This is a genomic window from Stenotrophomonas sp. Ps181 (assembly GCF_025697425.1).
GTDB lineage: Bacteria > Pseudomonadota > Gammaproteobacteria > Xanthomonadales > Xanthomonadaceae > Stenotrophomonas > Stenotrophomonas sepilia.
Genome location: NZ_JAHWBI010000006.1, coordinates 283,463 through 295,327 on the forward strand (window position 1 = coordinate 283,463; position 11,865 = coordinate 295,327).

Annotated in this window: 10 protein-coding genes; 5 read left to right on the forward strand and 5 right to left on the reverse strand. The window is 68.4% G+C overall.

Going from position 1 to position 11,865, the window contains the following annotated elements; translation table 11 throughout:
* Window positions 1-10 precede the first annotated feature (10 nt).
* From KXV01_RS15660 to KXV01_RS15670, 3 genes are read left to right on the forward strand one after another with little or no spacing between them, the layout of a single operon-like run.
* A complete protein-coding gene (locus tag KXV01_RS15660) occupies window positions 11-1,042 on the forward strand; it encodes a homoserine O-succinyltransferase (protein ID WP_263467910.1) in 1,032 nt (343 codons plus the stop codon).
* Window positions 1,039-2,274 (forward strand): O-succinylhomoserine (thiol)-lyase, encoded by a 1,236-nt coding sequence (locus KXV01_RS15665; RefSeq protein WP_099494733.1) that lies wholly within the window; start codon window positions 1,039-1,041, stop codon window positions 2,272-2,274. Before KXV01_RS15660 ends, KXV01_RS15665 begins: the two co-directional genes overlap by 4 nt.
* The gene (locus KXV01_RS15670; protein WP_111097205.1) at window positions 2,271-3,338 is read left to right on the forward strand and encodes a homoserine dehydrogenase; all 1,068 of its coding nucleotides are present in this window, start codon (window positions 2,271-2,273) and stop codon (window positions 3,336-3,338) included. Before KXV01_RS15665 ends, KXV01_RS15670 begins: the two co-directional genes overlap by 4 nt.
* Before the next feature lie 107 nt (window positions 3,339-3,445).
* Here KXV01_RS15670 and KXV01_RS15675 read toward each other — a convergent pair whose 3' ends face one another.
* Together KXV01_RS15675 and KXV01_RS15680 are read right to left on the reverse strand one after the other, a co-directional pair.
* Window positions 3,446-4,441, reverse strand: coding sequence for an alpha/beta hydrolase (locus KXV01_RS15675; RefSeq protein ID WP_049438721.1), 996 nt, complete (start codon window positions 4,439-4,441; stop codon window positions 3,446-3,448).
* 127 nt (window positions 4,442-4,568) lie between these two features.
* The gene (locus KXV01_RS15680) at window positions 4,569-5,951 is read right to left on the reverse strand and encodes an L-serine ammonia-lyase (RefSeq protein ID WP_049415888.1); all 1,383 of its coding nucleotides are present in this window, start codon (window positions 5,949-5,951) and stop codon (window positions 4,569-4,571) included.
* Between the two features lie 100 nt (window positions 5,952-6,051).
* Between KXV01_RS15680 and KXV01_RS15685 the strand changes: the two genes are divergently transcribed.
* Window positions 6,052-6,282 carry a glutaredoxin family protein gene (locus KXV01_RS15685; RefSeq protein WP_032954410.1) on the forward strand — a complete coding sequence of 77 codons (231 nt, stop codon included), beginning with the start codon at window positions 6,052-6,054 and terminating at the stop codon, window positions 6,280-6,282.
* Window positions 6,283-6,353: 71 nt separating this feature from the next.
* On the opposite strand, the gene KXV01_RS15690 is transcribed toward KXV01_RS15685, so the two are convergent.
* The 3 genes from KXV01_RS15690 to KXV01_RS15700 are packed head-to-tail and all read right to left on the reverse strand — an operon-like array spanning window position 6,354 to window position 8,145.
* The gene (locus KXV01_RS15690) at window positions 6,354-6,926 is read right to left on the reverse strand and encodes a YceI family protein (protein ID WP_111097204.1); all 573 of its coding nucleotides are present in this window, start codon (window positions 6,924-6,926) and stop codon (window positions 6,354-6,356) included.
* Between the two features lie 3 nt (window positions 6,927-6,929).
* Window positions 6,930-7,502 carry a cytochrome b gene (locus tag KXV01_RS15695; RefSeq protein ID WP_005410672.1) on the reverse strand — a complete coding sequence of 191 codons (573 nt, stop codon included), beginning with the start codon at window positions 7,500-7,502 and terminating at the stop codon, window positions 6,930-6,932.
* Between the two features lie 10 nt (window positions 7,503-7,512).
* Window positions 7,513-8,145 (reverse strand): YceI family protein, encoded by a 633-nt coding sequence (locus KXV01_RS15700; protein ID WP_049415878.1) that lies wholly within the window; start codon window positions 8,143-8,145, stop codon window positions 7,513-7,515.
* 164 nt (window positions 8,146-8,309) lie between these two features.
* Here KXV01_RS15700 and KXV01_RS15705 point away from each other — a divergent pair, with 164 nt between their 5' ends.
* A complete protein-coding gene (locus KXV01_RS15705) occupies window positions 8,310-11,852 on the forward strand; it encodes an ATP-binding protein (RefSeq protein ID WP_099494735.1) in 3,543 nt (1,180 codons plus the stop codon).
* Window positions 11,853-11,865 lie beyond the last annotated feature (13 nt).

The window sequence follows — 11,865 nt, forward strand, 5'->3', positions numbered from 1 at the left end:
GGATCCCGCCATGAGCTTCGCTGCCAGTACCGCCATTCGCCCCGAACCCTTTGTCCCCGTCAGCGTGCCGGTCGCAGACCGCGTGCACGCCGAGCGCGGTGAGTTCGCCGCGGTGCTGTCGATGCGTCATGCAGGCCCCAGCCCGGTGCGCCTGCGCTATGAGTGGGTCGGCCCGGCCAACGCGCCGGTGGTGGTGCTGGCCGGTGGCATTTCCGCGCATCGCCACGTGGCGTCCAACGCACAGTTCAGCGAGAAGGGCTGGGCCGAAGCGCTTGTGGGTAGTGGCCGCGCGCTGGATCCGCAGCAACTGCGCGTGCTGGCCTTCGACTTCATCGGTGCCGACGGTGCGCTGGATGTGCCGATCGATACCGCCGACCAGGCCGATGCGCTGGCGCTGCTGCTGGACCATCTCGGCATCCGCACGCTGAAGGCCTTCGTCGGCTATTCGTATGGCGCGCTGGTCGGCCAGCAGTTCGCGATCCGCCACCGCGCCCGCGTGCGCCAGCTGGTGCTGGCCAGCGGCGCGCACCGCCCGCATCCCTATGCCGCCGCGTGGCGCGCGCTGCAGCGCCGCGCCGTCGCCCTCGGCCAGCTGCAGTGCGGCGAAGACCACGGCCTGGCCCTGGCGCGGCAGTTCGCCATGCTCAGCTACCGCACCCCGGAAGAATTCGGCGAGCGCTTCGACGCTGCCCCGGAGGTCATCAATGGCCGCGTGCGCGTGGCCGCCGAAGACTACCTCGACGCCGCCGGCGCACAGTTCGTCGCGCGCACGCCGGTGACCGCCTACCTGCGGCTGTCCGAATCGATCGACCTGCACCGTGTCGACCCCGCCGCGATCCTGCCGCCGACCGTGGTGGTGGCCGTGGAGGGCGACCGCCTGGTGCCGCTGGCCGACCTGGTCGGCCTGGTCGAAGGGCTGGGCCCGCGGGGCAGCCTGCGCGTGCTGCGTTCGCCCTATGGCCACGACGCCTTCCTCAAAGAAACCGATCGCATCGATGCGATCCTCGCCACTGCCTTCCGCACCTCTGGAGAGTCCGCATGAGCCTGCACGCCAACGAGCCGTCCTGTAGTCGCACCACTGCCGCCGTCCGTGCCGGCATCGATCGGGACACCGCGCATGGCGCGGTCACGCCGCCGATCGTGCTGTCGTCGAACTTCAGCTTCGAAGGCTTCGGCAACAAGCGCCAGTACGACTACACGCGCAGTGGCAACCCGACCCGCGACCTGCTGGGTGAGGCGCTGGCCGAACTGGAAGGCGGCGTCGGTGGTGTAGTCACCGCCACCGGCATGGGCGCGATCAACCTGGTGCTGAACGCACTGCTGCAGCCGGGCGATGCCCTGGTGGTGCCGCACGATGCGTACGGCGGCAGCTGGCGCCTGTTCAATGCGCTGGCCAGGAAGGGCCACTTTGAACTGGTCACCGCCGACCTGACCGATCCGCGTGCACTGGCGCAGGCGTTGGCCACCCAGCCGAAGCTGGTGCTGGTGGAAACGCCGTCCAACCCGCTGCTGCGCATCACCGACCTGCGCTTCGTCATCGATGCCGCGCACAAGGCCGGTGCCCTCGTGGTGGTCGACAACACCTTCCTGTCACCGGCGCTGCAGCAGCCGCTGTCGTTTGGTGCGGACCTGGTGCTGCATTCCACCACCAAGTACATCAATGGCCACAGCGATGTGGTGGGTGGGGCGGTGGTCGCGCGCGATCCGGCGCTGCACGAGCAGCTGGTGTGGTGGGGCAACGCGCTGGGCCTGACCGGTTCCCCGTTCGATGCCTTCCTGACCCTGCGCGGCCTGCGCACGCTGGATGCGCGCCTGCGCGTGCACCAGGAAAATACCGCCTCGATCGTCGCCCTGCTGGATCAGCATCCGGCGGTCGGCACGGTGTACTACCCTGGCCTGGCCGAACATCCCGGCCATGCCATCGCCGCACGCCAGCAGAACGGCTTCGGTGCGATGCTGTCGTTCGAGCTTGCGCACTGCGCTGGTGAAGATCCGCACGCGGCAGTGCGCGCATTCGTGGATGGCCTGCGCTGCTTCACCCTGGCCGAATCGCTGGGCGGCGTCGAAAGCCTGATCGCGCATCCGGCGACCATGACCCATGCGGCGATGACCGCAGAAGCACGTGCCGCCGCTGGCATCAGCGAAGGGCTGCTGCGCCTGTCGGTCGGCATCGAGGCCGAGCGCGACCTGCTGGCCGATCTCGGTGCCGCGCTGCAGCGCGCCGAAGTCGTGATCGATGCGGCCGCACGCCGCAAACAGGTGGTGGATGCATGAGCGCACTCGCTGCTGAAATTCCGGCGCTGGGCGCGGGACGCCTGGCGCTGCTCGGTACCGGCACGGTCGGCTCGGCCTTCGTGCAGCGCTACCAGACGCTGCAGGCTCGTGGGCTGGAACTGCCGAGCGTGCAATGGCTGGCCAACTCGCGCACTGCGCTGGAGATCGATCGTGACCTGGCGTTGCCGCTGGAACTGGCGCGACGTGCGCCACGCGATGGCCAGAGTTCGCCGGCGTGGGCCAGCACCGAAGGGCTGGAGCGTGGCGATGTGGTGGTCGATGCCACCGCCAGCGAAGACGTGGCCGCGTGCCACGTGCAGTGGCTGGCGAGGGGCGTGCATGTGGTGACCGCCAACAAGCTGGGCCGTGGTGCGCAGCTGGCACGCGCGCAGGCCATTGCGGAGAGCTGTGCCGACAGTGGTGCGCGCTATGGCGACAGCGCAACCGTCGGCGCCGGGCTGCCGCTGCTGAGCAGCCTGCGCGCACTGGTGGCCGGTGGTGATCACATCCATGCCATCGAGGGCGTGCTGTCCGGTTCGCTGGCGTGGCTGTTCCATCGCTATGACGGCAAGTCGCCGTTCTCGGCGGCGGTGCGCGAGGCGCTGGCGGCCGGCTACACCGAGCCGGATCCGCGGCTTGACCTGTCCGGCGAGGACGTGCGCCGCAAGCTGCTGATCCTGGCCCGCAGCAGCGGGCTGGCGCTGGATGCTTCGCAGGTGCAGGTGGATTCACTGGTACCTGACACGCTGGCCGCGTTGCCGCTGGAGGGCGCAGTGGCTGCGCTGGAGCAGCTGGATGCGCCGCTGCAGGCGCGTTGGCAGCAGGCACGCGAAAACGACCGCGTGTTGCGTTTCGTTGGCCGTGTTGACGGTGACGGTGCGCAGGTGGGCCTGCGCGAGCTTCCGGCCGACCATCCCTTGGCGCAGGGCGCGGGCACCGACAACCGCGTCGCCATCCACAGTGATCGCTACCGTCGCCAGCCGCTGTTGATCCAGGGCCCGGGTGCGGGCGCGGAAGTCACCGCCGCCGCGTTGCTGGATGACGTGCTGCGGATCGTCGGCTGATCGCACTGCTTCTGTAGAGCCGAGCCCATGCTCGGCTGCTGCTGGCAAAATCCCCTCCTGCTGGATAAGCCGAGCATGGGCTCGGCTCTACAGGGGAGGGCTGCCGTTCAATGCGCCTTCAATGCCTTCAGCAACGCGGCGTTGAACTGCTTCGGGTCCTGCACCTGCGGCGAATGGCCCAGTTCGGCGAACTCGACCAGCGTCGCGCTGGGAATCGCTGCGGCCGCCGCCTTGCCGAGCGCTGGATAGTTGCCCAGCGTCGCCTTCACCGCAGGCGGCGCCAGGTCGCGGCCGATCGCGGTGCGGTCCTTCTGGCCGATGAACAGCGTGGTCGGCACCTGCAGGTTCTTCAGTTCGTAGACCACCGGCTGGTTGAACACCATGTCCGAGGCCAGCGCCTGGCTCCATGCAACGGCCTGCTTGCCGGGCCCTTCGTACATGCCTGACTGCATCCGCGCCCAGGGTTCGTAGGCCGGCTTCCATTTGCCGTCGTAGTACACATCCAGCTGGTAGCGGCGGATGCTGTCGTAGCTGATGTTCATTTCACCGGCATACCACGCATCGACGCTGCGCCAGGGGACGCCCAGCGCCTTCCAGTCTTCCAGACCGATCGGGTTGACCAGCGACAGGCTGCGCAGGTCCTGCGGGTACATCAGCGCGTAGCGCACTGCCAGCATGCCACCCATCGAATGACCGACCAGGTGCACCGGCACGTCGCCCAGTTGCAGCTGCTGCAGCAGGGCATGGGTGTTGGCTGCCAGCTGTGCGAACGTGTACTGGTAGCGCTCGGGCTTGCTGGATTTGCAGAAGCCGACCTGGTCCGGAGCGATCACCCGATAGCCGGCGGCAACCAGCGGCTTGATCGATTCCTTCCAGGTGGCCGCGCAGAAATTCTTGCCGTGCAGCAGCACCACCACGCCGATGGGGGCCTTCTTCGGCGCGATGTCCAGGTAGGCCATCTCCAGCGGCTGCCGCTGCGATTCAAGCGCGAAGGTCTTCACCGGATAGCCGTAGTCGAAACCTTCCAGCCGCGGCCCGTAGGTGGGGGCGGCCAGCGCGGTCAGCGGAAGGCAGGCAAGCAGGGCGGCAGCGATCACGCGCATGGGGCAATCCGGAGTGGGGGAGCCCCGAGCCTAACCGGAACGCGGTGATGGTGTCGTCCGATGTAGAGCCGGGGCCACGCCCGGCTGCTCCTGCCCCATCAGCCGGGCAGGTGCCCGGCTCTAGATCTCAGCACTCGATGACGTTCACCGCCAGGCCACCGCGGCTGGTTTCCTTGTACTTGTCCTGCATGTCGCGGCCGGTATCGCGCATGGTCTTGATCACCTTGTCCAGCGATACCTTGTGCTTGCCGTCACCGCGCATCGCCATGCGCGAGGCATTGATCGCCTTCACCGCACCCATCGCGTTGCGTTCGATGCAGGGGATCTGCACCAGGCCACCGATCGGGTCGCAGGTCAGGCCCAGGTTGTGTTCCATGCCGATTTCCGCGGCGTTCTCGATCTGGCTGGGGTTGCCACCCAGTGCCGCGACCAGGCCACCGGCCGCCATCGAGCAGGCCACGCCAACCTCGCCCTGGCAGCCCACTTCGGCGCCGGAAATCGAGGCGTTTTCCTTGTAGAGGATGCCGATCGCCGCCGAGGTCAGAAGGAAGTCGAACACGCGCTGTTCGTTCGCGCCCGGGCAGAAGCGATCGAAGTAGTGCAGCACCGCCGGCAGCACACCGGCCGCACCGTTGGTCGGCGCGGTCACCACGCGACCACCGGCCGCGTTTTCTTCGTTCACTGCCAGTGCGTACAGATTGACCCAGTCCAGCGTCGTCAGCGGGTCGCGCATCGCCGCTTCCGGCTTCGACGACAGCTCGCGGTACAACGCCGGCGCACGACGGCCCACCTTCAGGCCGCCCGGCAGCACGCCTTCCTCGCGGATGCCGCGCGCCACGCACGACTGCATCGCACTCCAGATCTCGCGCAGCTGCGCGCGGATCTCGTCTTCGCTGCGCCAGCACTTCTCGTTCTCGAACATCAGCTGGGCAATGCTCAGGCCGCTGCGCGCGGTCTGCGCCAGCAGCTCATCGCCGCTCTTGAACGGGTAGGGCAGCGGGGTCTCGTCGGGCACGATGCGATCATCGGCCGCGTCGTCCTGGTTGACCACGAAGCCACCGCCGACCGAGTAGTAGTCGCGGGTGGCGATCACTTCGTCGTCGGCGTTGTAGGCAGTGAAGCGCATGCCGTTGGTGTGGTAGGGCAGCTTCTGGCGCTTGTTCATGCCGAGGTCGCGCTTCTCGTCGAAGGCGATCTCGTGCTGGCCCATCAGCTGGATGCGCTTGCTGCTGCGGATGCGCTCCAGCGTGGCCGGAATGATGTCCGGGTCGATCAGGTTCGGCCGCTGGCCTTCCAGGCCCAGCAGGATCGCCTTGTCGGTGCCGTGGCCGCGGCCGGTCAGTGCCAGCGAGCCATAGACATCGGCGCGGATGCGCGCGACCTCGTGCAGGCGGCCCGGGTCGAGCAGCCAGCGATGGATGAATCGCTCGGCGGCCTTCATCGGCCCGACGGTGTGCGAGGAACTCGGGCCAATGCCGATCTTGAAAACGTCGAACGTGCTGACAGCCATGGTTGCCGTACTGCGGGTACCGGAAGAGATCGCTATTCTAGCGGTTCACGCCGCACTTCCATGGCTGCGGCGCAGCATTTCCGCCACGGGAGCCCGGCCGGTGTTGACCCTTATCCAACGTGACGATTGCCACCTGTGCGACATGGCCCTGGCCGAGCTGGCCAGGGCACGGGCGCCGGAGTTCGAATCGGTGTTCCTGGATGACCAGCCGGCGCTGGAAGCGCGCTACGGCACGCGGGTGCCGGTGCTGCGTGACGAGCGCGGCGACCGCGAGCTGGACTGGCCGTTCGACGCAGCCACGGTGCAGGCGTGGTTGGCCGTCGATCGGTAGTGCCGGCCGCTGGCCGGCACCCCCTCTGTTCCCGGTGATGCCGGCCAGCGGCCGGCACTACCAGATGCGGTTCATTTCGCGTCGAACTTCACGATCGTGCTGATCGCGGTTTCGTCCGGGATGGTCTTGGTGTCGGCCCAGTCACCGCCGCCGACGCCGAAGTCCAGTCGCTTGACCGTGGCCTTGCCGGTCAGTACCGGCTGGGTGCCTGGCTTCCAGGTGAAGGTCAGCGTGACCGGCTTGCTGACGCCGCGCAGTTCCAGCGTGCCATCGGCGGCGAACTGGTCGTTGCCCACCGCGCGGAAACCCTTGGCGGTGTAACGCGCGGTGGCGAACTTGCCGACATTGAAGAAGTCGGCACCCTGCAGGGTCGAATCGCGGTCGCTGTTGCCGCTCTTGGCAGCGGCGAGCGGGATCACCACATCCAGCGAGCCGGCGGCCGGGTTGGCCGGGTCGAAGCTGGCCTTGGTGGCGAAGCCCGGGAAGCTGCCGGTGAACACTTCACCGTCGTACTTGGTGGCGAACACCAGGATCGAGCCGGCACCCGGGGCCTGTGCATAGTCCGCGGCGAGTGCCGGGGCGGTGGCCAGCATGCCGGCCAGGGCGGCGGCCACGGCGGCCGGAGTGGTCAGTTTCAGGTTCATCGGTCAGTCCTTCTGAGGGGAGGCAAGCCAGCCGCGCGGCAACATGCGGGACAGCGTTGCATCGCGCTGGAACAGGTGGTGGTAGAAGGCAGCGCCGGCATGGGCCAGCACCACCGCGATCAACAGCCAGAAGCCGTATTCGTGGATGGCATGCGATACCGCGACAACCTGCGGGTCGGGGCCGCTCAGCTTGGGCACGTCGACCAGGCCGAACCAGCGGAACGGGCGCAGGCCGCTGGCCGAGTCGTACAGCCAGCCCGACAGCGGGATGGCGAACATCAGCACGTACAGCAGCACGTGGGTGGCGCTGGCGATGCGCTCCTGCCAGCTGGGCACGCCCGGCACCGGCTTCGGTGCACCGGCGTACAGGCGCCAGCCCAGGCGGAACAGCACCAGCGCCAGCACGGTGATGCCGATCGACTTGTGCGCGGTGTAGACCCAGAAGTACTTCGGGGTCTTGGGCAGTTCACCCATGGTCAGGCCGACCACGCCCAGGGCGAGGATCAGCAGTGCGATCAACCAATGCAGGATCTGGCTGACACTCCCCCAGGCGGCGGGGGTGTTCTTGGCGGTCATGAGGGGTCCTCTAGGGGGCCGTCTTGGGGTCGGAGTGCGGAACGGGAGCGGGAGTTCCCGGGGCGTCGCTGCGGTCGAGGGTGGCTTCAGCCTCGATCCTCAGCTGTACTGCATCACCGATGACGCCCGGCCAGGCGGTGATGCCGAACGCGCGCCGGCTCAGCGTGGTGCTGGCGGAAAAACCGGCGGTGCGTCGGAACGGCGGAAGCGGGTAGCGCTTGATGGCGTTGAGGGTGACATCCAGCGTGATTTCCTGGCTGACCCCGCGCAGGGTCAGCGTGCCGGTCACGTGCGCGCGCCTGGCATCGATCGGCTCGACCTTGGTGGAGACGAATCGCGCGGTCGGGAAACGCTCGCCGTCGAGCAGGCTGCGGGCCAACGTGGCCTGGTTCCACTTGGCATCACCAAGGTCCAGTCGCGACACCGGAATATCCACTTCCACGGTGGCGTCGCGCCAGTTGTCGGGATCGAACCGCACGCGCCCCTCGCTGCCCGATACCGTGCCCATGGCCTGCGAGTAGCCTGCGTGGTCGATCGAGAACAGCACCCGCGTGTGCACCGGATCGAGGCGATAGGTGTCAGCGGCCGCCCAGGCGGGGGCGGTGGCGAGCAGCATCGGCAACAGGGCCAGGCAGGGACGCATCGATGGCGGGCTCCGGAAGGGGACGCTGCGATCATACGCACAGCCCCCTGCCAACGTTGCGTGCATGGGTGCAACAGTTCGTGGTGGTGCCGCCGCTGGAAACAGGCTGTTGCAGCCATGAACCCGGCCCTGTGTGACAATCGGCGCAGGACAGGGGGTTCAGGATGACGAGCGGCTGGCGCCTGTGGTGCCGTGGCATCGCAGGTATGGGACTGCTGCTGATGGCGATGGCCACGGCGGCTGCGACCCTGGACATGGCAGAAACACCACGCCTGCGCCGCTTCGGTGCCGCCGAAGGCTTGCCGTCTCGCATGGTGGTGGCGCTGGCCGAGGATCGCCAGGGCCACGTGTGGGCTGCCACCGATGGTGGACTCGCCCGCTATGACGGCAACAGCCTGCGGGTCTGGGAGCACGACCCGGAACAGCCGGGCTCGTTGCCTGGCAACGAGATCGAGACCCTGCTGATCGACCCGCTGGACCGGGTCTGGGTGGGCATCAACGGCAAGGGCGTGGCACGCCTGGATGCCGACCGCGAGCGCTTCCAGACCTTCGATACGGTCAATTCCACCTGCCAGGGGCAGTTCTGGGCACTGGCCTATGTCGACGACGCCTTGTGGATCGGGACCAACAACCATGGCGTCTGCCGTTTCGGCGAAGACGGTAGCGTGCGCCTCTACACCCGTGATCCCGCGCACCCGGGTGGCCTGCCCAGCAACAGCATCTTCACCAGCCTGGTCGACGCGCGGGGCCGCCTGTGGGTCGGCACCGAAGCCGGTGTGGCGCGTTGGAACGGCAGCGGCTTCGAGCCGGTGGCCGCGCGGGAACTGGGTAGGCTGAGCGTGCTCCGGTTGAGCCGTGATGCAGACGGTTCGATCTGGGTAGGCAGCCAGAACGATGGCCTCTATCGCATCGATGGGCAGGACCGGGTCAGTCGCCCGCGATGGGCCGACAGTGCCCAGCTGCGGTCGGCCCTGGTCCTGGCCGATCGCCAGGGGGGCTACTGGGCGGGTACCTCCGATGGCCTGTTGCGAGGGGATGCGGCGGCGTTGCGCCGGCTGGAAGGGGACCGCGGCAGCGGCTTCCTGACCGCGCACAGCGGTGTGCTTGACCTGCTGCAGGACCACGAGGGCGGACTGTGGGTGGCGTTGCTGACCCAGGGCCTGGCCTATCTGCCACCGGACTGGCGGCGCTTCTCGATCTGGAACCAGCTCGACGGCAAGCCGCTGGACAGCCAGTACCTGTTGAGCGCGGCCAGCGACGGGAAGAACTACTACGTCGGCTCGGCGCGAGGGGTGTACCAGCTCGATGCGCAGGGCACCCTGCGTCTGCTGGCCAGCGACCGGCAGCTCGGCAACGGCGTGGTGTGGTCGGTGCTGCCGCGCCCGGATGGTCGCCTGTGGCTGGGACGCGGCGGCCGCATCACCGTCTACGATCCGGCCACCGGCGCATTGCGTGATCTGCGGATCGATGGCAGTGCCGACCTGCGCCAGCGCATCGACCTGATGCGGCAGGCCCCTGATGGCACGGTGTGGGTGTCGGTGATGGGCCTGGACCTGCAGCAGCGCGATGCAGAGGGCCGGCTGCTGCACAGCCATCCGCTGGAACATTTCCGCGGGACGGCCGATGCGCCGATCGAGCAGATCCGCTTCGACGCCCACGGCCGGCCCTGGGTGATGGGCGACATGGGCATCTGGCGTGAGCAGGCCGGACGCTTCGAGGCAGTGCCCGGTGTTTCGCGCGGTCCGATCTACGATCTGGTATGGATCGATCCGCAGCAGTTGTGGCTGGCGCGCCAAGGCGCCTTCGAGCGCTACCAGTGGGATGGCATGAGCCTGCGCCTGATCCAGCGCATCGACGGCAGTGCGGGCGTGCCGCCGGTGACCATGGGGGGGCTGGCGCTGGCCGACAATGGCCAGCTGTGGGCCACGACGCCGCGCGGCCTGCTGCGGTGGGACCCGAAGACGCGGCGCCTGCAACAGTTCAATGAACGCGATGGGCTGTCCGATGCCGAGTTCACCGGTCGGCCACCTGCGGTCAATGCCGATGGCCGCGTGTTGGCGGTTACCCAGACCGGCCTGGTCGCCTTTGATGTGAATGCCGACGACACGGTGCTGCCGCCTTCATCGCTGGTGATCGCCGAAGTACGGGTGCGCCGCGACGACGCACGCGGCTGGCAACCGCTGCCGCTCACCGGCACCCTGCTGCTGGGACCGGACGACCGCGATCTGCAGATCGATGCGCGGCTGCTGTCCTATGCCAGCCCGCAGGGCAACCGGTACCGTTTCCGCGTGCAGGGTTACGACCAGGACTGGGTGGAGCAGGGGGGCGATGGCCAGCGCACCCTGTCGCGGCTGCCGACCGGCCGCTATGTCATCGAGGTGCAGGCCGCGACCGCCCGGGGCGCGTGGACACCTTCGCAGCAGTTGCAGGTGAAGGTGCTGCCGCCGTGGTGGCGCAGCGGCATGGCGATATTCGGCTACATCCTGCTGGGGTCGTTGCTGCTGGTGGTTCTGGTCTGGTCGATCCGCGCGCGGCTGCGCCGCCGCCAGCAATGGCAGCTGACGGTGCACAAGCAGCAGCTGGCCGAGCAGGCCTCGCAGGCCAAGAGCCGTTTCCTGGCCACGCTGGGCCACGAAGTCCGCACGCCGATGACCGGCGTGCTGGGCATGAGCGAACTGCTGCTGGCGACCCCGCTGGATCCGGTGCAGCGCGGCTACGCCGGGTCCATCCAGCAGGCCGGCAGCCATCTGCTGCGGCTGGTCAACGATGCCCTGGACCTGGCCCGGATCGAAGCCGGGCGGCTGGAGCTGGACCTGCGCCCGTTCGATCTGGGGGACCTGCTGGACCAGGTGCAGGGCCTGATGCAGCCGATGGCGCAGCAACGCCAGCTGGTGTTCCAGCGCGGCGATGACCCGCCCGGGCCGATCAGTGTCAGTGGCGACGAGATGCGCGTGCGCCAGATCCTGCTGAACCTGCTCGGCAACGCGATCAAATTCACCGAGCGCGGCCACGTCGGCCTGGCCGTACGCCTGGAAGAAAAGGGCGGCCTGTGCTTCGAAGTCCATGACAGCGGCCCGGGCATCAACGCCGAGCAGCAGCAGCGCCTGTTCCATCGTTTCGAACAGGCCGACGGCCCGCGTACCGCGTCGCGCTACGGCGGCAGTGGGCTGGGGCTGGCGATCTGCCAGGAACTGGCGGTGGCGATGGGGGGGCGCATCGAAGTGGACAGCCAGCCTGGCAAGGGCGCGCGGTTCCGCGTGCGCCTGCCCCTGCCCTGGACGCGCCAGGCCGCCAACAGTGCGGGCGACGTGGCGGCCCTGCCGGAACTGCCGCCGCTGCGCATCCTGCTGGTCGAGGACGATGCCACGGTGGCCGAGGTCATCGCCGGTCTGCTGCGCGTGCGCGGGCATGAGGTGGTCCACGTGCTGCATGGCCTGGGCGCGCTGTCGGAGATCGCCACCGATGGTTTCGACGTCGGCCTGCTCGATCTCGATCTGCCCGCGCTGGACGGTACGGCCATCGCCCGCCAGCTGCGTACCATGGGCTATGAACTGCCGCTGGTGGCGGTGACCGCGCGTTCCGATGCCTATGCCGAAACCCAGGTGCTGGCCGCGGGCTTCGATGGCTTCCTGCGCAAGCCGGTGACCGGCGACCTGCTGGTGACGGCCATCGTCCAGGCGCGCGCGAAACGACAGGCGACTGCGTGACGACGCCGACGCC

Bases quoted from the DNA above. Each gene is read 5' to 3' on its own strand.
- KXV01_RS15660 (WP_263467910.1), top strand. From the start codon at position 11: ATGAGCTTCGCTGCCAGTACCGCCATTCGCCCCGAACCCTTTGTCCCC.
- KXV01_RS15665 (WP_099494733.1), top strand. From the start codon at position 1,039: ATGAGCCTGCACGCCAACGAGCCGTCCTGTAGTCGCACCACTGCCGCC.
- KXV01_RS15670 (WP_111097205.1), top strand. From the start codon at position 2,271: ATGAGCGCACTCGCTGCTGAAATTCCGGCGCTGGGCGCGGGACGCCTG.
- KXV01_RS15675 (WP_049438721.1), bottom strand. From the start codon at position 4,441: ATGCGCGTGATCGCTGCCGCCCTGCTTGCCTGCCTTCCGCTGACCGCG.
- KXV01_RS15680 (WP_049415888.1), bottom strand. From the start codon at position 5,951: ATGGCTGTCAGCACGTTCGACGTTTTCAAGATCGGCATTGGCCCGAGT.
- KXV01_RS15690 (WP_111097204.1), bottom strand. From the start codon at position 6,926: ATGAACCTGAAACTGACCACTCCGGCCGCCGTGGCCGCCGCCCTGGCC.
- KXV01_RS15695 (WP_005410672.1), bottom strand. From the start codon at position 7,502: ATGACCGCCAAGAACACCCCCGCCGCCTGGGGGAGTGTCAGCCAGATC.
- KXV01_RS15700 (WP_049415878.1), bottom strand. From the start codon at position 8,145: ATGCGTCCCTGCCTGGCCCTGTTGCCGATGCTGCTCGCCACCGCCCCC.
- KXV01_RS15705 (WP_099494735.1), top strand. From the start codon at position 8,310: ATGACGAGCGGCTGGCGCCTGTGGTGCCGTGGCATCGCAGGTATGGGA.